Genomic DNA, 23,701 nt, shown 5'->3' on the forward strand with positions numbered 1-23,701 from the left:
GATCACCTCTCTGCAGTGCCCGTGTGCGGCGTGGTCCTCGGTCGGTCGCGGTACTTCGCCTTCGGCGGCCCCGTGACGCCCCTGAGGTCGTCCTTCAGCCACCGGTCGTAGGCCTTCGACCAAGGACTGTCCGCGCCGCCCTTGCGATATGCCTTGAGCACCTTGTTGACCCGGCGCACCAGGTCCTCGTCGCCGGGCCGCATCGCCAGGCCGTACGGTTCCCGGGTGAACGGCTCGCCGACGAGCTCCACGGTCGGGTCCTGCGCCGCCTGCCCCGCGGCCAGCGCGTTGTCCGTGATCACGGCGTCCACCCGGCCGAGTTGGAGCAGCACCAGGCAGTCGAGCTGGTCGGCGACGAGCCGGACGTCCGCGTCGTGGGTCTCCTCGGCCAGTTCCGTCGCGCCGGTCGAGCCCCTGGCCGTGCACACGGTCCGGCCGCGCAGGGTGTCGTCGAAGCCCTTGACCGGGGAGCCTTTCGGCGCGAGAACCTGCTGGCCGGCCACGAAGTAGACGGTGGAGAAGGCGACGTGGCCGATCCGGTCGCAATTGATCGTCATGGTGCGTGCGATGAGGTCGACCTTGCCCCCGAGCAGTGCGGGGATGCGCTGGTTGGTGCGGACGGGACGGTAGAGGACCTTGTCCGGGTCGCCGAGGACCTCCTTCGCGACGGCCCGCACCAGGTCGATGTCGAAGCCGGCGAACTCGCCGGTGGCCGGGTCCCGGTAGCCCCACCGGTAGCTGTTCTGGTCGACCCCGGCGATCAGCATGCCGCGCTTCCTGATCCGCTTCACGGCAGGGCCGCTCTTCCCGGACGGTCGCAGACTGGCCTCCGGGGCGTCGCAGGTGGCCTGCCGCCCACGGGCCTGCGCGGGCGCTGCTGCCGACGCCGCCACGGGCGATCCGGCGGTACCGGCCGCGGCGCGCACGGAGCCCGCGCCGGGCTTGCTCGCCGCCGCGGGCGGGCCCGGAGACGTGCAGCAGACCACCAGCGCCGCCGACACCGCGGCACCGCGCAGGCCGCGGAGCGCCCGGGAACGCGCCGTCTGCATGGCCGGGCCCCCTCTCACCGGTACTCCGCCAGTCTGCGGCCGATGCCCAGCAGTGCACAGACCGTGGCGATCGACGTCAACAGAGCTGCTCCCAAAGGGAGTTCACCGAGCATGTCACGGGCGGAGCCGGCCGCCTCCCGTAGTTCCAGCCGCTCGTGCCCCAGGGCCGCCGACAGGGCCGTGTCGACCCGGTCGGAGGACTCGCGGGTCGTGGGTCCGTCGCCGATGACCTGGGCGAGCGCGCCCGCGTGGTCCCCGGCCTCGTCCTTCGTCCGGGCCGCCGCGTGGCGCTCCCGCCACTCGGCGGCGTCGGCGACGGCCGCGCGGACGTGCCGCCGGCCCTCGGCGTCGTCGGCGGACTGCCCGGCGCGCGCCAGGATCGAGCCGTCCCCCGCACCGGAGCCGCGGACGTCGCCGGTGAGGCGTGTCATCCGCTCGCGGTAGGAGGCCTCGTAGAAGTCCTCGCCGTCCCGGGTGGGCACCGATCCGCCGGCGACGTACGTCAGGCTCTCGTCGCCGCCCGCCTGCAGGGCCTGGATGCGGGCTTCGTCGATCAGCCGGACCGACCGCGAGGCGGGGCCGCCGTCGTCGGAGAGCCGGGAGCGGGCGCTCTCGTGACCCGCTGCCAGCCAGGCGAGCGCGGCCACGGACGCCAGTGTGGCGGAGAGCAGCCCGAGGTTGAGGATCCGTTTCGTCCGCCGCCGGTCGCGGCTCTGGACCGCGAGCAGCGCGACGAGGACGACGGCGCCCGCGCCGAGCGCCGGCCACGGCCGTGCCTCGGCACGCGAGCGCTCGGCTTCCAGCCGGGTGGCCCGGAGGGCGTACAACTCCTCTGCCGCCCGCAGCAGTTCGCTGCGCATCCGGTCATGGGCGTAACGCAGGTACGCGCCGCCGAGTGGCAGGCCCTGACGGTGGTTGGCGCGCGCCTGTTCCACCAGGCCGGTGTAGCGCGGGAGTTGCTCGTTGAGCTCGGCGACGGCGCGGCTCGCGGAGTCCGGAGCGCCGCCGTCGGCCGCGGCTTCGACCAGGAGCGCGGAGGCGGTGTCGATGTCCCGCAGGTAGCGCTCCCGGACGCTTCGCGGCCACGCGCCGCCCGCCAGGAAGCCGGCGGCGGCCGTGGTGTCGGCGTCGGCGAGGGCCCGGTGGATTCCTGCGGCGTTCGCGCACAGCCGCTCGCTGCGGCCGGCCACCTGGGCGGCCGCGGCCTCGCGGTCGGACACCTGCCAGGCGGTGATCGTGCCGAATCCCAGGATCAGCACGGCGAGGAGCGTGCCGAGGGCGCGCAGGCGGCCCGGTTCGGTGGTCGCCCGGCGGAGCCTGCCGGCGCCCTTCGCTCCGGCCGCGCCCGGGCCCGCCGCGGGGTCCGTGCCCGAGCCGCCGCCCTGGCGCGGGAGTCCGGTGGCGTGCGGGCCGCTGCCCGGCAGGGGCAGCGTTGCCCGTCCCGGACCGGAAGCGCTGTTTCCGGTGAGGCCGTGGATGCCCCGACCGCCGCTCGGCGGCTGTGCCACGGGACCTCCCCCTCGTTCGCCGGTGCTGTCCCCGCCGGTCCGGTCGGCGCAGCACGGGTACCCCGGCCAGCAGTATGGCCGCAGGGAGGCCGTCGCACAGCCGCATTGCCCGGAAGTTGTTCGAATCCGGGACGAACGGTTGTCCTGGCGGCCTGCGGGGGAGTGCTCTGACCTTGCCGCATGTCACCGGAGCGTTCGGTTCCGCAGCCTCGCCGACCCGCCCTCTCAGCCGAACGAGTGCCGTTGCCCCCTTTCCTGGCTCTCCGTCCGCCGATAGGAAGGGCGACGGGAAGGGACCCGGACCGATGTCAGGAGCGAGCATGGGCGAGCGGACGGACGGCACCGGGGTGCGCCTCGAGGGATGGGCCGACGGCGACCTCGGCCTGCTGCGCGGCCTCAACTCCCCGGAGATGACGGAACATCTCGGCGGCCCGGAGCCGGAGGAGCGTCTCCTCGACCGTCACCGGCGCTACCTCCGGGTGGGCCCTCCGGGCACCGGACGCATGTTCCGCATCGTGTTGCTGCCGGATCTCGAGGCGGTGGGCAGCATCGGCTTCTGGGAGCGGTCCTGGCGGGACGAGACCGTGTACGAGACCGGCTGGGGCGTCCTGCCGGCCTTTCAGAAGCGCGGGATCGCGGTCGCGGCGGGGCGCGAACTGATCGCCGCGGCACGGACGGAGGGCACCCACCGCCACCTGCACGCCTTCCCGTCCGTCGGGCACCACGCGTCCAACGCCGTCTGCCGCCGGCTGGGCTTCTCGCTCCTGGGCGCGTGCGACTTTCGAGTACCCGAAGGGGAACCCGCTCCGCTGCAACGACTGGCGGCTGGAGCTCAATCCGCGCGGTCGAACCACTGCACGAACTGGCCGTGCGGACCGGTGAAGGCGACCGGCTGTCCGTCCAGGGCGAGGGCGAACACCGTCCGGTCCTCCGGCACCGGGCGTCCCAGACGCTCGGCCACCGAGGGCAGGACGCCGACGGCCTCGTTCGAGATCCAGCGGCACGGCAGCTCACGCATCGTCGCGGCGAACGCCTCGCGCTCCTCCGGCGGCAGATACGCCAGTACCGCGCTGTGGAAGACGACGGGCGTCGCCCCGGACGGCGCCGCGGCCACCAGCTCGCGGATCGTCCGGTTGAGATCGCCGCGCACCAGGTGCGGCGGCTCGGCCCGCGCCACGTCGACGGCGCCGCGCAGCCGCTGGAGGCGATCCTCCTGCTCCGGCCAGACGAGCGACTCCAGCCACCGCACGTCCTCGTCGTCGCGGACGTCCAGCGGGTTGATGTCGATGCCCGCCCGCCAGGCGATCTCCGGCAGCTGATCCGGCAGCGGGACGGGCCCGGTCGCCTCACAGGCCAGCACCACGGGGCTGCCGGCGGGCCCCAGCGCGTGCCCGGTGTCGTACCGGTAGCGGTAGCGGTCCGGGTACAGGCACAACCCGGCCGAGGCGCCGACCTCGATCAGGGCCAGTGGCTGCGGCAGGGACGCGAGCAGCGGAAGCAGCGTGGCGCAGCGCCCCGGCTCGTTGGTCTGGGTACGGCGGCGCATCATGACGGCCCGCACGTCGTCCCAGTGCGCGGCCGTCCAGGCGCGGAAGGCCGCGAAGCCGTCGAGCGGTCCGCCGAGGAAGCGCACCGCGCCCAGCAGCAGGTTCGGCTGACGCCGCTCGGGCGGCAGGGAGCCGATCAGGGCGAGCAGGGCCGGGTCACCGGCGACCTCCCGGGCCAGCTCCTCGTAGGCGGGGGAGTGCCCCCGGGCCTCCCGCGATGCGAACAAGCGGTACCGCTCTGCCGTGTCGGCGCTCAAGACGTCCCCTCCCCATTTCCGGGTGATCATGGGCCCGGGCCTCGGGTGACGTCAAACGCCGTCCGCTCCGGCCGTCCGGTCGGCGAAGTGCTCCAGCCGGTCTTCGGCCGGATCGGCCAGGACCGGCTCGGTCAGCGGGAGTGTGTCGCGCAACCGGGCGAAACCGTCGACGAGTTCAGAGTGTACGTGGAGCCGCCGCCCACGCCGCGAGCCGCATGCCCGTTTCTCCGCCTGCCGTCTCCCGGAGCCGCTCCTGGGGCGGTTCCGGGCAAAACGGGCGACGGCCGGCCGGGGAAGAAGTCCGGCGGCCGAAGGATCACTTCGCGGTGGACGGCGGGATCGGCGAGGCGGCGACCGACTGCGGCGACACCGGATTGGCCAGCGACGACGGTGCGGCGACGCCGGCCGCCGGGTCCGCGGCCTCCTCCGCGGCAGCCCCGGCGGCGCCCCCGACGATCCGGATCCCGGCCTCGTCGAACGTCTGCTTGATGCGCCAGCGCAGCTCCCGCGCCACGTCCAGCGATCTGCCGGGCATGGTCTTGGCCTGAGCCCGGACGATCACCGAGTCCAGCGTCACCGAGTCCAGCCCCAGCACCTCGACGGGGCCCCACAGCCGCTCGCTCCACGGCTCGTCCTTGGTCATTCCCTCGCCGGCCTCGAGGATGGCGGCCCTGGACCGTTCGAGGTCCTCGTCGTAGCGGACCTGGACGTCGACCGTGGCCGTCGCCCAGCCCTGGCTCTTGTTGCCGATCCGCTTGACCTCGCCGTTGCGGACGTACCAGATCTCGCCCTCGTCGCCCCGCAGCTTGGTGACCCGCAGGCCTACCTCGATGACCTCACCGGAGGCCACGCCCGCGTCGATGGTGTCGCCGACGCCGTACTGGTCCTCGAGGATCATGAAGACGCCGGACAGGAAGTCCGTGACCAGGTTCCGTGCCCCGAAACCGAGCGCCACGCCCGCGACACCGGCCGAGGCCAGCAGCGGCGCCAGCGAGATGCCGAGGACGGACAGCACCGACAGTGCAGCCGTGCCGAGGATGGCGAACGACGTGATGCTGCGCAGCACCGAGCCGATGGCCTCGGAGCGCTGCCGGCGTCGCTCGGCGTTGGCGAGCAGGCCGCCGAGCGCGGTCCCGTTCACCGCCTGGGCCGTGCGGTTCATCCGGGAGATGAAGCGGGTGATCGCCCGGCGGACCACGGTCCGCAGCACCAGGGCGATCACGACGATCAACAGGATGCGCAGCCCGGCGCTCAGCCAGGTCTCCCAGTTCTCCTGCAGCCAACCGGCGGCCTGGGAAGCGTCATTCTGCGCCTCGAGCAGCGAGGACGGTGTGTCTGCCGAGCCGTCCGCGGGGATCCAGGACACAGCGGGGAACCTTCCGTGTGGGACTGGGACCGCCGGGGTGCGGTCCCGCTCACCGGCACATGTGCGCCGACCAACCACACTAACGGGGCAATCGGTCCCCTCCCGGCGCTCGGTTCGAGAGACAACGCACAGGTGCCGGGGGAAGAACGGAGTGTGGTCGAAAACACTGCTGATGCGTTACCCGTACGTGGTGGCGCTCCGACCAGGCATGAGGGGAGACTGAGAGCAGATCGTCCCGGCGCGAGCCACGCGTCGCCGGCGTACAAGGAGGCACCGTGCCGCACGTCCTGGTCCTCAACGCGTCGTACGAGCCACTCGGCGTCGTACCGCTCCGACGCGCACTCATCCTGGTCCTCAACGACAAGGCGGTCAGCCTCGAGGACTCCGGCGCTCTCATGCACAGCGCGACCTGTGTCGTCCCCGCCCCCAGCGTCGTACGACTCAAGCGCTTCGTGCGCGTTCCCTACCGTGGACCCGTCCCCCTGACCCGACGAGCCCTGTTCGCCCGCGACGGCGGCCGGTGCGCCTACTGCGGCGGCATCGCGAACAGCGTCGACCACGTCATTCCCCGCAGCCGCGGGGGCCAGCACGCCTGGGAGAACGTGGTGGCGGCCTGCCGCCGCTGCAATCACGCCAAGGCCGACCGCCATGTCTCCGAGCTGGGCTGGCGGCTGCGCCACCAGCCCGCCCCGCCGTCCGGCCTGGCCTGGCGGATCATCGGGACCGGGCATAGGGACCCGCGCTGGCTGCCCTACCTGCAGCCGTACGGCGCGGACGACGCGATGGCCCGGATCGACGGCATCTCCGCCTGAGACCGGGCACTTCTGTACCCGGGGCGGCCGATTCCGGCGGCCCCGGGCGCCTCGCGGCCCCGGCCGCCCGCTCGTGGCCGTGCTGTGCCGTCAGTCCCGCACGGCGTAGGCCTCGACCGACCACAGCGAGTAACCGAAACGGGTCGCCCGCCGCTCGCCCTGCACCCGCACGAACCGGGTGTCCGGGGCGTCCATCCGGACCGACTCGCGACCTCCGGCGCCGTCCTCGACGGTCGCGGCCGTGCGCCACCGCCGGCCGTCCTCCGACACCTCCACCCGGTACCGGGACGCGTGGGCGTCCTCCCAGCGCAGGACCACCTGCCCCAGCCGGACCGTGCGGTCCAGCTCCAGCTGCAGCCAGGCGTCGTCGCGGGCGGTGGACGACCATCGGGTCCCGGAGTCGCCGTCCACGGCGGCCGAGGCCGGGAAGTCCCGGGTCTCGTCGCCGGACGACTCCGCCCGCGCCCGGCGCGCCAGGTCGGAGCCGCCGGTGCGCGGGAAGGCCCGCACGGTGAGGGTGCGCTCCTCGTCCCCGAAGCGGATCGGCACCTCGTAGTCCCCGGCCGGGGTACCCGGGCGGACCGTGACCCGGACCGGCACCGACGCGGTGCGGCCCCGGGGCAGTGTGACCTCGTCCGGCACGTCGATGTCGACGCCGTCCGGTGCTTCGGCGACGATCCTCCCGCGCACGGTCCCGGGTCGGCCGCCGGTCAGCTCCGCCGCCACGGTGCGGGAGGCGCCGCCGATCCCGGCTTCCGTCTCGCTGCTTCCCATGCGGACCCGGACGGCGGGGTCGTCGGTGAACCAGGGCACCAGATGGCGCACCTCGGGGAGTCGCCCGCCGGACGGTCGGGACAGCCGTACCGCGTCCGCCCGCACCTCCTTGCCGTCGACCTGGGTCCAGCCGCTGCCGGACAGGTCGCCGAGCCGCTGCCAGCCCTTGCCCGGCACCCGGGCCTCGATGCGGGACGCGCCGCCGCCCGGCTCGGCGAGGACGGTCACCGTGTGCAGGGTGCGGACGCGCCCGAACGTCGCGGTCAGGCCGGAGCGGTCCTCGTCCAGGGCGGACCGGGAGCCCGCCCGGTCCGCGCCGGTCCAGGCGTCCGCGCGATCCAGCGCCCGCTTCAGGAACGTGTCGAGCACTCCCTTGCCCACGGTCGCGGGCGAGCCGTCGGTCTCCCGGCGCAGCCGCTCCACCTCGCGCTGGGCCTTCCAGGCCGCGGCGCCCTCGTCGCGGCCCTGCGCGGCGAGCATGTCGAGGGCGTGCTCACCGGCTCGGCCGTACCGGCTCAGCTGGTCCAGCCAGGGGGCGACTTCGGACCGCAGGCTGCCCGCGCCCGCCGGGATCCGGTCCGGTGCTCCCCGCATCACCCGGAACGCGGCACGCAGTCGCTCCGCCGCCTCGCGCCGCTCCTGTCCTCCGGCCCGGTTGCGGCCCGAGGCGTCGCCCTCCGCCCGCCAGAACGCCTCGATGAGCGGTCGCAGGTACCCCGATTCCCGGTCCCCGTCGGGGATGCCGTCGGCTCCCGCGAGCTGTGACGCGCTGCTGTTGCCCGCCAGCGCCTGCAGGGCCGCGCGGGAACGGGCGTTGCCCCCGGACAGGTCGTCGATGGCAGCCTTCCAGGACTCCGACGGCTCGTAACCGCGGGGGTTCCAGGCGTAGTCGGCGGCGGTGAACAGCGGGATCCGCGAGGCGGACGGCTGCTGCATGGCACTGGCCAGCACCCCGGCGGAGCCGGTCGCCACGGCGGGGTCCCGGCCGGTGGTCGGGCCGAGGAAGAGCCGGTCCTGCGCGTAGTCGTTGACCGGATAGTTGTCGACCGTGAGCAGCGGATGCTCGAAGGCCTCGCGGGTTTCGACCAGTTCGCGGCCGGTGATGGTCTCCGGCACCACCCCGACGCCTGTCCAGGCGACCTCGATCCCGGGCCTGAGCCGGGACGCCAGCGCCCGGCGGTAATCCGTCGAACCGTCCTGGTAGTACTCGGTCGGGAGTACGGACACCGGCTCGGCGCCCGGGTGCCGGCGGTGCAGATGCCGGGCCACGGCGTTCGCCACCCGCGCCTGCGCCCGTGCGGCGGCGGCCGGACCGTCCCCGAAGGCGGCGCTGTCCTCGTCGCAGTGCCACTCGCTGTAGCTGACGTCCTGGAACTGCAACTGGAAGGCGCGCACACCCAGCGCCCACATGGCGTCGACCTTCCGCTTCAGTGCGCGCAGGTCCTCGTCGGAGGCGAAACAGAAGGACTGGCCGGGCGCCACGGCCCAGCCGAGCGTGACGTGGTTGCGCCGGGCGCGGTCGGCCAGCCTGCGGAACTCGTCCCGCTGCCCGGCCGGGTACGGGTCGCGCCAGCGGGTCTGCCGGTACGGGTCGTCGCCGGGCGCGTACAGGTAGCGGTTCTGCTTGGTCCGGCCCATGAAGACCAGGTGCTCCAGGCGCTGTTCGAGGGTCCAGGGCTCGCCGAAGAACGCCTCGGTCGTCCCGCGCACCCCGGTCCCCGGCCAGTCGCGGACCACGGCACCGGCGAACCCGGCCGTGCCGCCGTCGGACACCTTCAACTGCCGCAGCGTCTGCACCGCGTGGAAGAGTCCGTCCGGACCCGCGCCGTCCAGCGCGGCGGTCTCCCGCCCGTCGATGCGGCCGGCCGCGAGGCGGTAGCCGCCGGACGGGAGGTCGCCGCGCTCGGGCGCTCCCAGGTCGTGCAGCGCCTTCCGGGCGCCCGCTCCACCGGCCAGGACCACCAGGTCGCCGCGCTTCAGCGGCGCGCCGGGACGCACTTCCCGCACCGTGCGGGCCCCGGCGTCCCGGAGCACGTCGCGCAGGGCGTCCAGGGCGTAGCGGTCGGTGTCCTCGCCGGCCACCAGCGTGACGTCGTCTCCCAGCGGCACGGACGCACCCGCGGCTCGTATCTGCTGCGGACGCGGCCAGACGGACGGCAACCGGCCCTCGGTCTCCCGGTCGGGAGCGGAGGCGCTGGGGCCGTCCGGTCTCGGTGGAACCGCGTCGGCATGCGGTGCGCCGAGCAGCGATCCGATGACGGCGGCCGCGAGAGCGGTCGTCCCCACGACACGGGCTCTCGCGCAGCCCGATGCCCGAACCCCCCATGTCTGCACGGCATTTCCCCCTGCTCTCGGTGTCGAATGCGCCCTGAGCCCACCACCCGCCCGATGCCGTGTCAAACCAACCCCCGCCGCGAGGCGCGCCCTCACCACCGGCACCCGGGCCAGGCCCTCTCCGCGCCCCTACGACGGGACAGCCGACGCCCACCAGAAGACAAGCCGGTTCGCCATGCTGTCCACCCCCCTGGAAGCTGGATCCAGGCCGAAGTGGTCTTCCAATTCGAACCACAGGAACTCACTGATCTCCGCCCTCCCCGCCCCGCGTGCCAGGCGGCCGAGAAGAGGACCGATCATGCAGTCGTACTCGTCCCGAACGACGTCCGCGACACCGATGGGGTCCCACTCGTTCAACAGGTGCCGGAGGCTGTCCTGCGCGTCAAGAGGCTTCATACGCCCATGATTCCGCGTGTTCTCGGCGGTCGACCTGGGTGGGGCCGGACGGCGGCCGGCCCGAGCAGGCCCGGAGGGGGCCGGGACGGGACGGCTCTCCCGGCCCGCGCCATCAACGCGACCCCCAGCGCTGTGCACGCCCCCACGGCCGACCCGGCTGCGACCGGAGGGGGACGGGACGGGACGGCTCCGGCAGGGGGGCGTAAAACGTGATTTGTGGGCCGTCCGTCGAGGTTCGGCCTGGCGACCCCTCGAGCCCGGCCCGTAAATCATGCAGCCCCCAGAGGAGGTGTCCCGTCCCGGCGCCCGACCCCGGCGCCCGACCCCGGCGCCCGACCCCGGCACCTGACCCCGTCCCCAACACCCCACGCCCGCCCGGCACGCAGCCGTACCCTGACGCCATGTCCCACCCCCACGAGCTGACGATGCTCGAGCAGGCCGCCGCCATCCGGTCCGGGGATCTGAGCCCCGTGGAGCTGGCCGAGCACTACCTGCGCCGCATCGAGACGTACGACGCACAGGTCGGCGCCTACCTGACCGTCACCGCCGACCGCGCCCTGGACGAGGCACGCCGCGCCGAGCGCCTGCTGACCGGCCCCGGAGCGCTGCCGCCGCTCCTCGGCGTGCCGCTGCCGGTCAAGGACCTGACCCCGGTGGCCGGTGTCCGCTGCACCTTCGGATCCGCCGCGTTCGCCGACACGGTCGCCGAGCCGCAGGACGAGCCCCACCTCGTCTCCCTGCTCCGCGACGCGGGCACCGTGATGCTCGGCAAGACGAACACGCCCGAGTTCGGCCTGCCCGCATACACCGAGAGCCGCATCGCCCCGCCCGCCCGCACCCCGTTCGACCTGACCCGCGGCGCCGGGGGCTCGAGCGGTGGCGCTGCGGCCGCCGTGGCCGCCGGGCTGGCGCCCGCAGCCCAGGGCAGTGACGGCGGCGGTTCGATCCGGATTCCGGCGAGCGCCTGCGGCCTGGTCGGTTTCAAGCCGAGCCGGGGCCGGGTGAGCCCCGCCCCGCACGGGGACGTCAGCGGGCTCGTCACCGCGGGTCCCCTGACCCGCACCGTCCGCGACGCCGCAGCCCTGCTCGACGTCATGGCGGTGCCCGTGCCCGGGGACCCCTGGCAGGTGCCTGTCCCGGAGACCTCCTTCCTCCAGTGGTGCGACCGGCCGCCGGCCCGTTTGCGCATCGGCCGCTGGTCCCGGCCGGACGTCGAGGGCGTGACCGTCGACCCCGAGGTGCTCGCCGCGTACGAGGAGACGTCCGCCCTGCTGGCGGCCCTCGGGCACGAGGTGGTCGACGTGCCGCAGCCCCTGCGCCCCGGTGACCGGGACGCGTTCATGCCGGTCTGGGCGGTGCTCGCCGGCTCCGCACCGGTGCCACCGGAGAAGGAGGACGACCTGCTGCCGCTCACCCGCTGGCTGCGGGAGCTGGGGCGGGGCACGAGCGGCGCTGCCTACACGCAGGCGCTGGCGGCGATGCAGGTGGTGGGCCGCCGGATCGCCGTGGCCGTGGCGTCGTGTGACGTGGTGCTCACGCCGACTCTCGCCCGGCTTCCGCAGCCCGTCGGAGCGCTGCGCGACGACGCGGATCCGGCGGCCGACTTCGCGGCGCAGGTCGCCTTCACCCCGTTCACCGGCCCCTGGAACATGGCGGGCCTCCCGGCGGTGTCGCTGCCGCTGGGCTGGACGGGCGGCGGCCTGCCCGTGGGGATGATGTTGGGCGCGTCCCACGGTGCGGACGGACCACTGCTCGCGCTTGCGGCACAGCTGGAGGAGGCGGCACCGTGGCGGGGGCGCATACTGCCGATCGCCGGTTAGGTCGTAAGAACACCCGTTCGTGACCCGTTTCGCCGCAACGGTCTACGCTGTACGACGCGCCCAGCAGTCGAATCGCCCGGGTGGCCCTAGTGTGAGGTGCGCCACGATCGTCGTGCCAACACGCCTGCTGTCGCCATCGTTGGGTAGGGCTGCTGTGACCCACTCCCGTCCGCACAAGGAGGAAGCCATGCCCGCCAGCGCGCCGCTGCTTTCCAAACCCGACGACCCCTGCGATACCGACGATTTCAATCCGCTCGACCTCGACGGCCTGTCCGACCCGGACAGCGGTCTGGACGGATCGAGCTCCGGCGACTACGCCGAACCGCCGCTGACCAGCGAGCCGCCGCTCGCGGACGCCGCTCCGCTGACGAGCGAGCCGCCGCTGGGCACCGAGGCCCCCCTGACGAGCGAGCCGACTGCCACCGGGACCGGTGCGGGGACGGAGTCCACCGAGGTCTGACGGGCGGGCGCGGCCTCGCACCGCAACGGCGCCGCCACGGCAGGCGACGTCCCCCGACCACACGGCCGAGCCGCCCGGGAACGCGTTTCCCGTTCCCGCCGAGCCGGAGTCCCGGCACCTCGGCCCCGCGTGAGTGCCGCCCGACCCGTCATCCGCGCGGCGTCAGCCGCGAGCCGCTCCCCGACACCTCAGTGATCCCGGCCGGCCGGCCCCTCCGGCCGGCCGTTCCCATGCCCGGACCGGAAGGACCGGGCGGGGACGGCCGTTAAGCGGCCGGGTCCGGCCCGTGAAGCAGCCGGGTCCGGCGACGTGGGGGCCCGCCGCAGCCGCTGAGTACGCCGGTGCGGCAGAACCTCGAGTCCGCAGGGCCGGACCGGCGCGCCGGGGCCGGCCACGGCGTGGGCATCGGCCCCGCGCATGGCGAAGGCGCCCGGCAGCTCAACGAGTCCGGGCGCCTCGACGCCTGTGGGGGGGGTGGCGTCAGCCGTGCTTCTTCTTGGCGGCCTTCTCGCCCACCACCACGAGCGCGGCGATCACGAGGAACGCAACGACAGGTGTGATGACGAAGAGGCCGAGCGTCTCGGCGACGCTCAGGCCCGTGCCCGGGTCGTCGCCGTCGTCGCGGTAGGTCGCGAACGCGGGGTTCGACATCAGCATCATCAGGACCGTGCCGGCGGACACGGTTCCGGCGCGCAGCGCATTCTTCTTGTCCAGGTTGCTCACGCCACTCAACCTAGCGAACCCCTCGGCGGCCTGCGCGGCCGGGGTGCGGTCGGCGCACGGCCTCGCTTGACATTCTGACGTTTCATACTCATATTGTCAGCATGACGGAGGGTGAGCGGATCGAGAAGATCCTGAACGCGGCGTACACGTGCTTCACCCGGCACGGCGTGCGGCGCACGACCATGGACGACATCGCCCGTGCGGCAGGCATGTCCCGCCCGGCCGTCTACCAGTACGTCCGCAACAAGCAGGACGCCTTCCGCCGCCTCGCGCAGCACCTGCTGGACCGTGCCCTCGCCGAGGCCCGCACCGCCGCGGGCGACGACGGCCCGCTGGACGACCGGCTGGCGGCCGTCCTCGAGTCGAAGATCGCCCTGGCCCGGGACCTGTGGCGGGACAGCCCGGCGCATGCCGCCGAACTGCTCGGTGAGGACGCGCGGCTGTCCGAGGACCTGATCGGCGACTACAACGACGCCATGCGTGCCCTGCTCGTCGAGGTGATGGACGGCACCGTCCCGCGCCCGGACGCATCCGAGTTCGCCGAGGTCCTGCTCGCCCTCGCCCGCGGCATCGAGGCCGATCTGTCCGACCCCGAGGCTCCGCTCAGGCGTCTGCGCCAGGGCGTCGCACTGCTCGTCGCGGGCCTCGCCCACCAGCAGGACCCCCGACGCCGGCAGGGCCCCGGACCCCGGACCACCTCCAAGACCCCCTCCCAGGAGCAGACGTGACCGCAGCCCCCACCACAGCCGTCCTCGTCACCGGCACTTCCTCCGGCATCGGCCGCGCCGCCGTCCAGCGGCTCGCCGCCCGCCCCGGCCTCACGGTGTACGCCACTGCCCGCCGGCCGGAGGACATAGCGGACCTCGCCGGGACCGGCGCCCGGACCCTCGCCCTGGACGTCACCGACGAGAAGTCCATGCGCGCCGCCGTGGAAGCGGTCGAGGCCGAGCACGGCGCCGTCGGCGTCCTCGTCAACAACGCAGGCTACGGCGCGTACGGCACCGTCGAGGAGGCCGATCTCGACGCCGTGCGGCGGCAGTTCGAAACCAACGTGTTCGGCCTCTCCCGGATGACCCAGCTGGTGCTTCCCGGCATGCGCGCCGCCGGACGCGGCCGCATCGTCAACATCGGTTCCATGGGCGGCCGCTTCACCTTCCCGGCCGGCGGTTACTACCACGCGAGCAAGTACGCGGTGGAGGCGCTCAGCGACGCCCTGCGCTTCGAGGCCGCGCCGTTCGGGATCAAGGTCAGCCTCATCGAACCCGGACTGATCCGGACCCGGTTCGGCTCCGCCGCGACGACCTCCCTCGCCGGCTCCGCCGCCCCCTCCGGGCCGTACGCCACCCTCAACACCGTCGTCGAACGTCAGATCGCCGGGGCCTACGCCTCGCCCCTGCTGGCAGCTCGCCCCGAGGCCGTCGCCCGGGTGATCGAGCGCGCGGCCCTGTCCGTCCGGCCCCGTCCGCGCTACGTCGTCACCCCCGCCGCCAAGGTCCTGGTGCACACCCGGAGGCTGTTCGGGGACCGTGCCTTCGACGCCCTCCTGAAGCTGCAGTTCCGCGGCGCCTCCTGAACCGCGGCGGCGCCCGTCCCGCACACGGCCGGGCCCCGTCCACCAACCAACGGGTGGACGGGGCCCGGCCGGCAACCGCCGCCGTCAGGCGCTGCCGCCCGCAGCCGCCGCGTCGGCGGCCTGGGCCCGCAGCGCCCGCTCGACGCCCGAACGCGACTCGTTGACCAGCCGCCGCAGCGCGGCCGACGGCCCGGCCTCGGCCAGCCAGGCGTCCGTCGCGTCCAGCGTCTCCTGCGACACCTGCAGCGACGGGTACAGACCGATCGCGATCTGCTGCGCCATCTCGTGGCTGCGCGCCTCCCACACGGACTTCAGCGCGTCGAAGTACTTCGCCGTGTAGGGCGCCAGCAGCTCACGCTGGTCGGTCTGGACGAACCCGCTGATGACCGCCTCCTGCACGGCGTTGGGGAACTTGTCGGACTCCACGACCGACGCCCAAGCATCCGCCTTCGCCTCCGCCGTCGGACGGGCCGCGCGGGCCGTCGCCGCGTGCCGCTCGCCCGCCGAGGTCCGGTCGCGCTCCAGCTCCGCCTCGATGTCGTCGTCGTCCGCCCGCCCGGTCGCGGCGAGCCGCTGGAGCAGACCCCAGCGCAGCTCGGTGTCGACGGACAGGCCCTCGATCACGGCGGTGCCGTTCAGCAGCCCGGAGAGCAGGGCGAGCTGGTCCTCCTCACGGGCCGAGGCGGCGAACGCCCGGGCCCAGGCCAGCTGGTGGTCACTGCCCGGCTCGGCGGCCCGCAGGTACTCCAGGGCCGCGTCCGTCCACCGGGCGAGCCCGGTCTCGCGCCATCCCGGGTCCGCGTACAGCTCGAGGGCCAGCTTCACCTGGCGGTGCAGCGACTGCACGACGCCGATGTCGGACTCCTTGCCGATGCCCGACAACACCAGGTCCAGGTAGTCGCGGGTCGCCAGTTCGCCGTCCCGGGTCATGTCCCAGGCCGACGCCCAGCACAGCGCCCGCGGCAGCGACTCGGTGAAGTCGCCCAGGTGCTGCGTGACGGTCGCCAGCGACTCCTCGTCGAGCCGGACCTTGGCGTACGACAGGTCGTCGTCGTTGAGCAGCACCACCGCGGGCCGCTGCCGGCCGGTCAGCTCCGGAACCTCGGTCAGCCCGCCGTCGACGTCGAGCTCGATCCGGTCGGTGCGCACCAGCTTGCCGCCCGCCCGCTCGTACAGGCCGATCGCGATCCGGTGCGGACGCAGCGTCGGCTCGCCCTTCGCCCCGGCCGGCAGCGCCGGAGCCTCCTGGCGCACGGCGAAGTACGTGATGGCGCCGTTGTCGTCGGTGGTGATCTCGGGCCGCAGGACGTTGATGCCCGCGGTCTCCAGCCATGCCTTGGACCAGGTCTTCAGGTCGCGCCCGGAGGTCTCCTCCAGCGCGCCCAGCAGGTCGGTCAGCCGGGTGTTGCCGAATGCGTGCCGCTTGAAGTACGCCTGCACGCCGCTGAAGAACTCGTCCATGCCGACGTACGCCACGAGCTGCTTGAGCACCGAAGCGCCCTTGGCGTACGTGATGCCGTCGAAGTTGACCAGGACGTCGTCCAGGTCGTTGATCTCCGCCATGATCGGGTGTGTGGACGGCAGCTGGTCCTGCCGGTAGGCCCACGTCTTCATGGAGTTGGCGAACGTGGTCCACGCGTGCGGCCACCGGCTGCCGGGAGCGTGCGCGAGGCAGGCGATGGACGTGTAGGTGGCGAACGACTCGTTCAGCCACAGGTCGTTCCACCACTCCATCGTCACCAGGTCGCCGAACCACATGTGGGCCAGCTCGTGGAGGACGGTCTCGGCGCGCGTCTCGTACGCCGCGTCCGTCACCTTGGACCGGAAGACGTACTGGTCGCGGATGGTCACCGCGCCGGCGTTCTCCATGGCGCCCGCGTTGAACTCGGGCACGAAGAGCTGGTCGTACTTGGAGAACGGGTACGGGAAGTCGAACTTCTCCTCGAACCAGTCGAAGCCCAGCCGCGTCACGTCGAAGAGCGCGTCGGCGTCCAGGAACTCGGCCAGCGACGGGCGGCAGTAGATGCCGAGCGGCACGCTGCGCCCGTGGCCCTCCCAGGTGCTGAACACCTTGTAGTACGGGCCGGCGATCAGCGCCGTGATGTACGTGGAGATCCGCGGAGTCGGCTCGAACCGCCAGATGTTGTCGTCCGGTTCGCCCGGCGTCATCGCGTTGGACACGACGCTCCAGCCGTGCGGAGCGGTCACGGTGAACCGGAACGACGCCTTGAGGTCGGGCTGTTCGAAGCAGGCGTAGACCCGCCGCGCGTCCGGCACCTCGAACTGCGTGTAGAGGTACACCTGGTCGTCCACCGGGTCGACGAACCGGTGCAGGCCCTCGCCGGTGTTGGTGTAGGCGCAGTCGGCGACGACCTTCAGCTCGTTGCTCCCGGCCTGCAGGCCGGTCAGCGCGATCCGGCTGTCGGCGAACACCTCGGACGGGTCCAGGGCGGCGCCGTTGAGCACCACCTCGTGCACCGTGGGTGCCACCAGGTCGACGAAGGTGCCCGCACCCGCCTCGGCGGAGTCGAACCGCACGGTGGTCACCGACCGGAACACGCCCCCGTCCGGGGCCCCGGTCAGGTCGAGATCGATGTCGTACGTGTCGACGTGCAGCAGGCGCGCCCGCTGCTGCGCCTCCTCACGGGTGAGGTTCTCGCCAGGCACCTGGTCATCTCCTTGTTCGGACGCTTTCCGGCCATCCTTCCACGGTGGGCCTTCGGCAGCAGGAGGATTGCCGGTGGTGGCACGTGCGGTAGCACGGGTTGGCGGGTCGAGGTGTTGTTGCGGACCGCTGGGAGTGGACTGGTCAAGGACTCCAAGGCGCAGTGCGAGCACGTGCGTTCGGTGGCCTCCGCGCTCTTTGCACCGCATCGGACGGTACCGGGGCCGACGAAGGTCCGGATCGGCGCGGCGCTCCGCCGTCACCCGGGCCTTTGATCCGTAGCCGGCGAACGCGGAGGGCGACGGTCCGCGACCGCCGCCCTCCGTTCGGAACGTCCCTGGCTCAGCCGAGCTCGGCGGCCACCAACTCCGCGATCTGCACCGCGTTCAGCGCGGCACCCTTGCGCAGGTTGTCGCCCGAACAGAACAGGGCGAGCCCGTTCTCCACGGTCTCGTCGGCGCGGATCCGGCCCACGTACGTCGGGTCGTTGCCCGCGGCCTGGAGCGGAGTCGGAATGGCGGACACGGCCACCCCCGGCGCGCCGCCGAGCACCTCGCGGGCCCGCTGCGGGGTGATCGGTCGGTCGAAGCGCGCGTTGATCTGCAGCGAGTGTCCGGTGAAGACCGGGACGCGCACGCAGGTGCCGGAGACCCTGAGGTCCGGGATCTCGAGGATCTTGCGGCTCTCGTGGCGGAGCTTCTGCTCCTCGTCCGTCTCCTCCGAGCCGTCGTCCACGATCGAACCGGCCATCGGCAGCACGTTGAACGCGATCGGGCGAGCGTACTTCTCCGGCTCGGGGAACTCCACGGACGAACCGTCGTGGGTGAGCCGGGTGGCGTCCTGCGCGACGACCTTGCGCACCTGTTCGTCCAGTTCCGAGACGCCGCCCAGGCCACTACCGGACACCGCCTGGTAGGTGGAGACGACGACGCCGGTCAGACCGGCCTCGGCGTGCAGCGGCCGCAGCACCGGCATGGCGGCCATCGTCGTGCAGTTCGGGTTGGCGATGATGCCCTTGGGCCGGTCGGCGACGGCGTGCGGGTTCACCTCGGAGACGACCAGCGGCACCTCGGGGTCGCGCCGGAACGCGGACGAGTTGTCGATCACGACCGGGCCCTGTGCCGCGACCCGGGGAGCCAGCTCGCGCGCCGTCGCGCCGCCGGCGGAGAACAGCACGATGTCCAGCCCGGAGTAATCGGCGGTCGCGGCGTCCTCCACCGTGATCTCGCTTCCCTGCCAGGGCAGGGTCCGCCCCGCGGACCGCGCCGAGGCGAACAGCCGCAGCTGCTCGACGGGGAACACCCGCTCGGCGAGAATCCTGCTCATCACGCCACCGACCTGGCCCGTGGCTCCGACGATTCCGATCTTCATGGGGACACCTGCTCCGTCTCCGACCTCGTGGTTCGACATCCCTCACCTTCTCAGGTCCGCAGGAACCATGCCTGTGGGCCCGGCCACGCTCGGCGGCTTCTGCGGCACACGGTGAACATCCCGGCACTCTCCGGCGTGACCGGGCGGTGCCGGGACTGCCCGGGCCCGACCGGCGGGGGGAACGACGGCGGGCCCGCCCAAACAGCAGCGGGCGGGCCCACCGGCCGTGCAGGCCGGTCCGTCGGGAAGCCGGTCAGGCGTTCATCCGGCCCATCATGAACTGCATCGCCGCGCCCATGACGTCCTGCGGGTCGAGCGCCGAGGCGCCCGCCGGGGCCTTGACGGGGCCTGCGTCGGGGGCGAAGCGGACGGACAGGGGGAGCCTGCCCTGGGTCTTCCGGTCGAGCTGGGCGATGTCGATCGTGATCCCGGCGACCGCTCCGTCCTTGATCGCCACGTCCAGGTCGAGCTTCTTGGCGGGGATGTCCTTGAGGCTCGCGAGCTCGACGCCGTCCGGCAGCCGGGACTCCACCGGCTCGAACGCCTTGATCACGGCGTCGGCGGTCTTCTGCGTCGGGAGCGTGACGGTGACGTGGTCGACGCCGTTCCTGGTGCCCTTGTCGGTGAACCGGGCGTTGCGGCGGATCGTCCTGCCGAGTGCGTCGGAGATCTTCCGCTGCTCCTTGGCGCTGAGGCCCTTCATGTCCGGGAGCGGGGACTTCCCGCCGGAGCCGGGGCCCATGTTCTTCGAGAACTCCTCGAAGGCCTGCGGGTCGATCGAGACCCACTTGCCGGTGAGGGCGTCCTTGACCGAGCGGTAGTTCGACGGCAAGTCCCCGGCGGCGTCGACGAAGGCACCGAACTCCTTCATGGCGGCCTTGGACTCGGCGTCGCCGTTGTCGGCCGTGAGGGCCATCAGCCGCTCGATGTCGGCCCGCATGAACAGCTGCTTCCGGCCGCCCAGTCGGCGGACCTCCAGCAGGTCCTTGCCCTTGCCCTGCGAGACGCGCAGGGCGACCGACCGGTCCTTCTTCTTGTCCTTCAGCGGCCCGGCCGAGCTCGTGGACACCGAGACGTCGAGGCCGGCGAGCATCTTCGCGTCGTCGCGGGTGAAGTCCTTCCGGCCCTTCATCGCGGTCCAGACCTGCTGTTCGGTGCCGTCGAAGCCGAACGTCATCGTGACGGCCTTCTGCCGGTCGAGCCGGTCGAAAGCCTGCTCGACCTTGGTGCCGGCGCTGATCTGCTCGGTGCCGCAGCCGGCCAGGGAGACGGCGATGAAGACGGCGCAGCCGGCAGCGGCCACACCCTTGTGCATGGGGATGATGGTGATACTCCGTTTGACTGAAGGGACGGTGCTGATCACTGCGACTCCCCTCGGCATCGAAAGGTTGTACGCGCCCGGCCGTCTCCCGGACCGGCGCGACGGTCCGCCGGGAGGCGGCACCGCCCGGAACGCGCCGCTGCCCGGCCCCCTTGAGGGAGCCGGGCAGCGGTCTTCCTGTGCTGTGTCCCGGGAGGGAGCGGACCGCACGGCCCGCTCCCGGTGTGCCCGGTGCTACTCGACGACCTTCTCGACCTCGACCTTGCCGACGCCCGTCACCGTGCCACGGGCGTTCAGCAGTTTGACCTCGCCGAAGAAGACGCGGCCCTCGGGGGCGGTGCTGCCGACCACGACCTGGGCCGGGACCTGGACGGACGCGCCGTTCGCCAGCTCCACCTTGCGGGACCCGTCCACCTTCACCTCACCCAGCGAGGGGGAGAAGTACACGTCCCGGTAGTCGTACTCGGTCGTGCCCGCGGGCACCGAGTAGCCGTCGACCGTGATGGTGTACGTGCCCGCCGCCGGGTTCTTCAGGCTGACCGACTCCTCCGAGTCGCCGTCCGCGGACGAACCGACGACCTTGCCGTTCAGCGAGACGCTGAGGTCGAGGTCCGCGCCGGCGTCCGTGGTCGAGCCGATGGCCACGTCGAGGCGCGAGACGCCATCGCCGACCACCAGCTGCGTCTCCTGCGACTCGCCGTCCGCGATCGTCGGGCGGGCGTTCTTCGCCGAGCCGAGCGGACCGCCCGCGAGCTTGCCGTCGACGGCGGCGAAACCGTTGGTGACCTTCCACTCGACGGCCGACGGCGTGCCCACCTCGGCCTCGTCCACCGTCAGGACGGCCGGGTCGAACGTGGTGCCCAGCGCGGTCGCCGTCAGGGTGAACGGGTTGTCGAGTACCGGCGAGGTGCGCCGTGCCTCGACCTCGATCTCCCAGACGCCCGGCAGCGGGTCCGAGTACGAACGCACGTCGGGGCGGCAGGTGTTGGCCGGGTTGTCGTAGTTGTTGTAGCAGTTCGGGGTCGAGGTGCTGTCGGCCGGGACGCCGTACGGGTCGATCGCGATGAACCGGGTCTGGCTGTTGGTGCGCAGCCCGCCCATCGCCACCTCGAGGGACTTGGCGCCCTCGGGGACGGACACGAAGTACGACGTGGTTCCGTTGCGCTGCACCGCACCCGACTTCTTCACCGAGTACGAAGGCTTCGCAGTCTCGTCGGCCGCGACGACACTGGTGAGGATCTGCTTGTCCACACCGGTGGTGCGGGTGTCGTCGACGGTCAGGATGCCGCTGTGGAAGCCTCCGCTGCGCGGCTCGGCGACGACCTTCACGGTCACCGGCCGGTCGAGCGGCAGCGAGACGTCCTTGCTGCTCGCCAGCTTGAAGGTGCCGTCGTTGTTCTTCCAGCCCAGACGGTGCGCGACGCGGCGGTCCGGGCCGCTGGTGCGGGTCACGGTGACGTTGTAGGTCTTGGACTCGCCGGCCTTCAGGCCACCCTCGCGGTCGTAGAGGCCGGTGCCGAAGCCGGGCGTCTTCAGGTAGTCCGACAGCGCGGTCTTCACCGGGGCCTTGACCGTGTACTCGTGCGCGGTGGCCTTCTTTCCGATGGCCTGCCACGCCTTCACGATGTCGATCAGACCCGCGCCCTGCTCGTACGCCTGGAAGCCCTTGATGTGCTTCGCGGTGCTGGTCAGGGCGGTGCGCAGCTTCATCGGCGTCAGCTTGACGTGCGCCTGCTTGGCGGCTGACAGGAGCAGCGCCGAGGCGCCGGTGGCCTGCGGCGAGGCCATCGAGGTGCCCTGGAGCATGCTGTAGCCGGGCGGCAGGTCGTAGCCGGCCTCCGCGACCGGGCCGCCGGGCAGCCAGGTCTGGGTGGTGTTGACCGAGGCGCCGGGGGCGGAGAGGGTCGGCGTGAAACCGCCGTCCTCGCGCGGGCCGCGGGACGAGAACGGCATCATCGCGTACTTCTGCTTCACGACCGAGCCGTAGTCGGCGGCCCACGTCTCCTTGGAGACGGTCGCGCCGACGCTGATCACCTTGTCGGCCAGGCCGGGGTCGCCGATGGTGTTGGCGCCGGGGCCGCTGTTGCCCGCGGAGATGACGAGCTGCACGCCGTAGGTGTCGATGAGCCGGTTGTACAGCTCTGCGCGGGCGTTGTTGCCGTCGTTGAGCGCGGGCAGGCCGCCGATCGACATGTTGACGATGTCGACGCCCCGCTCGGTGACGAGGTCGATCATGCCCTCGGTGAGCGCGACGTTCGTGCAGCCGCCGCTCCAGGTGCAGGCCCGGGAGGAGACGAGTTTCGCGCCGGGGGCGGCGCCGTTCATCTCGCCGCCGAACAGCGAGTTGGCGGCGGTGATGCCCGCGACGTGGGTGCCGTGCTCGGACTGGATGACGCCGATGTTGACGAAGTCGGCCTTCTTGCCGACCCAGTCGCCGCCGTACGGGTCCATCGGCACGTTCTTGCGGGTCTCGACCACGAACGGGATCCGCTCGACGACCGGGGTGTCCGGGTCGTCCTTGCCGAAGTACCGCTTCTGGAAGCCGTCCTTGTACGGCTTCATGGCCTCTTCGTCGCCGAAGTCGCCGTCGTCGTCGAGGTCGACGCGCACGGTGCCGGCGGCCGGGTCGAGCAGCACGCCCCAGCGGTCGGTGGTGTCGCCGTCCCGGTTGAGGTCGCCCTTCATGTCGCCGCCCGTGGTGGCGGACTCCGAGAAGCGGTTGATCAGGTACTTGCCCTCGGGCGCGGTCCAGGTGCGGCCCGAGTAGGTGAAGGACGAGCCCTCGACCGGGGTGACCATCGCGCGCCAGGTGCCGTCGCCGTCCACGATCGGGTCGGTCGCGGTCACCCAGTCGACGATCTTGCGCTTGCCGGTGGTGGTCTTCTGCAGCGCCGGGTGCCCGAGATCGACGCCCGAGTCGAGGATGCCGATGGTGACACCCCGGCCGTCCGCCTGCGGGTGCGCGTCGACGAAGTCGACGGCGCCGGTCTCGAAGGACGGCTGGTAGGGGTTCTTGGCCGGCGTGTCCTTGCCGGGCGCGGGGTACGAGCCCTTGCTCGCGGCCTTCGACCCCTTGGCGCGGTCGGCCGCCGGGGTCGGGTCCGGCAGCTTGATCTCGTGGCGCAGGTCGATGCCGTGCACCGAGGACAGCTTCTCGGCCCTGGCGATGGCGGCATCGGCTCGGCCGGTCGGCACGGTTGCCCGGACGTAGCCGAGCTTGTCGTAGGTGCGGCCCACCGAACCGCCCTTGACCGCGTCCAGCGCGCCGGCGACCTGCTCGGTGGCGCCGGGGGTGGTGGCGATCATCATCGTGACGGTCTTGTCGCCGTCGGCCTTCGCGTCGGCCAGCAGCTCGGCGTCCGCCGAGCCGAGCTTGTCACCGGCGGACTTGACCGAACCGGTTGCCGGAGCGGGCTCGTCGGAGGCATGGGCCCACGAAGGGCCGGCGGCGGCGAGTGCGGCCACCAGCCCGGCGGCCATCGCTGTGCGGGCCGCGCGTCTCCGCCCGGAGGCGGAAGATATGGAAGAAGACATGGTCATCCTTGTTCGTACTTCGGAACCGGATGAGCGAACTGTTATGGATGGAAAGGGTGTTCGGGGAGGGTTCTTCGCGCGTAATCGTCCGCTGGCATGTTTCCGCCAGCCGCCATCCGGAGCGAAACGGGCGCAAAGCCAAGAAAGCGTCCGCCAGTGCCGTTGGTTGAACATCAGGTGAGCGCAGTGTC

At 72.5% G+C, this 23,701-nt stretch carries 16 protein-coding genes and 1 pseudogene; 6 read left to right on the forward strand and 11 right to left on the reverse strand.

Translation table 11 applies throughout. The features are described 5' to 3' along the window. Positions 1–2: 2 nt before the first annotated feature. Both M1E25_RS01145 and M1E25_RS01150 read right to left on the reverse strand, forming a co-directional pair. Complete coding sequence (locus tag M1E25_RS01145; protein WP_251407936.1) at positions 3–1,049, reverse strand: glutamate ABC transporter substrate-binding protein; 1,047 nt, start codon at positions 1,047–1,049, stop codon at positions 3–5. 14 nt (positions 1,050–1,063) lie between these two features. Next, complete coding sequence (locus tag M1E25_RS01150) at positions 1,064–2,557, reverse strand: GlnX family signal transduction membrane protein (protein WP_251407939.1); 1,494 nt, start codon at positions 2,555–2,557, stop codon at positions 1,064–1,066. 305 nt (positions 2,558–2,862) lie between these two features. Here M1E25_RS01150 and M1E25_RS01155 point away from each other — a divergent pair. Then, positions 2,863–3,439 (forward strand): annotated as a pseudogene (locus M1E25_RS01155) (GNAT family N-acetyltransferase). Here M1E25_RS01155 and M1E25_RS01160 read toward each other — a convergent pair. Together M1E25_RS01160 and M1E25_RS01165 are read right to left on the reverse strand one after the other, a co-directional pair. Beyond that, positions 3,390–4,361: a DUF2332 domain-containing protein gene (locus M1E25_RS01160; RefSeq protein ID WP_251407942.1), complete on the reverse strand. Its 972-nt coding sequence runs from the start codon at positions 4,359–4,361 to the stop codon at positions 3,390–3,392. The pseudogene M1E25_RS01155 and the gene M1E25_RS01160 overlap by 50 nt on opposite strands. Positions 4,362–4,677: 316 nt before the next feature. Further along, positions 4,678–5,727 (reverse strand): mechanosensitive ion channel family protein, encoded by a 1,050-nt coding sequence (locus M1E25_RS01165; protein ID WP_251407945.1) that lies wholly within the window; start codon positions 5,725–5,727, stop codon positions 4,678–4,680. A gap of 275 nt (positions 5,728–6,002) precedes the next feature. Between M1E25_RS01165 and M1E25_RS01170 the strand changes: the two genes are divergently transcribed. Then, positions 6,003–6,539 carry an HNH endonuclease gene (locus tag M1E25_RS01170; protein WP_251407948.1) on the forward strand — a complete coding sequence of 179 codons (537 nt, stop codon included), beginning with the start codon at positions 6,003–6,005 and terminating at the stop codon, positions 6,537–6,539. A 90-nt stretch (positions 6,540–6,629) separates the two neighbouring features. Here the strand turns inward: M1E25_RS01170 and M1E25_RS01175 are convergent, their stop codons facing one another. Together M1E25_RS01175 and M1E25_RS01180 are read right to left on the reverse strand one after the other, a co-directional pair. Further along, positions 6,630–9,599, reverse strand: a complete 2,970-nt coding sequence (locus M1E25_RS01175) for a glycoside hydrolase family 84 protein (protein WP_251407951.1) — start codon at positions 9,597–9,599, stop codon at positions 6,630–6,632. Positions 9,600–9,776: 177 nt separating this feature from the next. After that, the gene (locus M1E25_RS01180) at positions 9,777–10,043 is read right to left on the reverse strand and encodes a hypothetical protein (protein ID WP_251407954.1); all 267 of its coding nucleotides are present in this window, start codon (positions 10,041–10,043) and stop codon (positions 9,777–9,779) included. 401 nt (positions 10,044–10,444) lie between these two features. Between M1E25_RS01180 and M1E25_RS01185 the strand changes: the two genes are divergently transcribed. Further along, complete coding sequence (locus tag M1E25_RS01185) at positions 10,445–11,863, forward strand: amidase (RefSeq protein ID WP_251407957.1); 1,419 nt, start codon at positions 10,445–10,447, stop codon at positions 11,861–11,863. Between the two features lie 187 nt (positions 11,864–12,050). Beyond that, positions 12,051–12,323 carry a hypothetical protein gene (locus tag M1E25_RS01190; protein ID WP_251407960.1) on the forward strand — a complete coding sequence of 91 codons (273 nt, stop codon included), beginning with the start codon at positions 12,051–12,053 and terminating at the stop codon, positions 12,321–12,323. Positions 12,324–12,803: 480 nt separating this feature from the next. Here M1E25_RS01190 and M1E25_RS01195 read toward each other — a convergent pair whose 3' ends face one another. Further along, positions 12,804–13,037: a hypothetical protein gene (locus M1E25_RS01195; RefSeq protein WP_285830216.1), complete on the reverse strand. Its 234-nt coding sequence runs from the start codon at positions 13,035–13,037 to the stop codon at positions 12,804–12,806. A 110-nt stretch (positions 13,038–13,147) separates the two neighbouring features. On the opposite strand from M1E25_RS01195, the gene M1E25_RS01200 reads away from it, so the two are divergent. Together M1E25_RS01200 and M1E25_RS01205 are read left to right on the forward strand one after the other, a co-directional pair. Then, the gene (locus M1E25_RS01200; protein ID WP_251407966.1) at positions 13,148–13,774 is read left to right on the forward strand and encodes a TetR/AcrR family transcriptional regulator; all 627 of its coding nucleotides are present in this window, start codon (positions 13,148–13,150) and stop codon (positions 13,772–13,774) included. Then, positions 13,771–14,619 (forward strand): oxidoreductase, encoded by an 849-nt coding sequence (locus tag M1E25_RS01205; protein WP_251407969.1) that lies wholly within the window; start codon positions 13,771–13,773, stop codon positions 14,617–14,619. The genes M1E25_RS01200 and M1E25_RS01205 overlap by 4 nt, the downstream gene beginning before the upstream one ends. 84 nt (positions 14,620–14,703) lie before the next feature. Here the strand turns inward: M1E25_RS01205 and pepN are convergent, their stop codons facing one another. The 4 genes from pepN to M1E25_RS01225 form a co-directional block, all read right to left on the reverse strand. Then, a complete protein-coding gene (gene pepN, locus M1E25_RS01210) occupies positions 14,704–17,286 on the reverse strand; it encodes an aminopeptidase N (RefSeq protein WP_251407973.1) in 2,583 nt (860 codons plus the stop codon). Between the two features lie 340 nt (positions 17,287–17,626). Then, a complete protein-coding gene (locus tag M1E25_RS01215; protein WP_251407975.1) occupies positions 17,627–18,655 on the reverse strand; it encodes an aspartate-semialdehyde dehydrogenase in 1,029 nt (342 codons plus the stop codon). A gap of 253 nt (positions 18,656–18,908) precedes the next feature. After that, on the reverse strand, positions 18,909–19,970 hold the full coding sequence (locus M1E25_RS01220) for a hypothetical protein (RefSeq protein ID WP_251407979.1): 1,062 nt from the start codon (positions 19,968–19,970) through the stop codon (positions 18,909–18,911). Positions 19,971–20,210: 240 nt separating this feature from the next. After that, positions 20,211–23,516 carry a S8 family serine peptidase gene (locus tag M1E25_RS01225; RefSeq protein ID WP_251407982.1) on the reverse strand — a complete coding sequence of 1,102 codons (3,306 nt, stop codon included), beginning with the start codon at positions 23,514–23,516 and terminating at the stop codon, positions 20,211–20,213. Positions 23,517–23,701: the final 185 nt, after the last annotated feature.

The sequence above is a fragment of the Streptomyces meridianus genome (assembly GCF_023703325.1).
Classification (GTDB): Bacteria; Actinomycetota; Actinomycetes; order Streptomycetales; family Streptomycetaceae; genus Streptomyces; species Streptomyces meridianus.

Bases quoted from the DNA above. Each gene is read 5' to 3' on its own strand.
- M1E25_RS01185 (WP_251407957.1), top strand. From the start codon at position 10,445: ATGTCCCACCCCCACGAGCTGACGATGCTCGAGCAGGCCGCCGCCATC.
- M1E25_RS01180 (WP_251407954.1), bottom strand. From the start codon at position 10,043: ATGAAGCCTCTTGACGCGCAGGACAGCCTCCGGCACCTGTTGAACGAG.
- M1E25_RS01145 (WP_251407936.1), bottom strand. From the start codon at position 1,049: ATGCAGACGGCGCGTTCCCGGGCGCTCCGCGGCCTGCGCGGTGCCGCG.
- M1E25_RS01220 (WP_251407979.1), bottom strand. From the start codon at position 19,970: ATGCACAAGGGTGTGGCCGCTGCCGGCTGCGCCGTCTTCATCGCCGTC.
- M1E25_RS01190 (WP_251407960.1), top strand. From the start codon at position 12,051: ATGCCCGCCAGCGCGCCGCTGCTTTCCAAACCCGACGACCCCTGCGAT.
- M1E25_RS01225 (WP_251407982.1), bottom strand. From the start codon at position 23,516: ATGACCATGTCTTCTTCCATATCTTCCGCCTCCGGGCGGAGACGCGCG.
- M1E25_RS01215 (WP_251407975.1), bottom strand. From the start codon at position 18,655: ATGAAGATCGGAATCGTCGGAGCCACGGGCCAGGTCGGTGGCGTGATG.
- M1E25_RS01200 (WP_251407966.1), top strand. From the start codon at position 13,148: ATGACGGAGGGTGAGCGGATCGAGAAGATCCTGAACGCGGCGTACACG.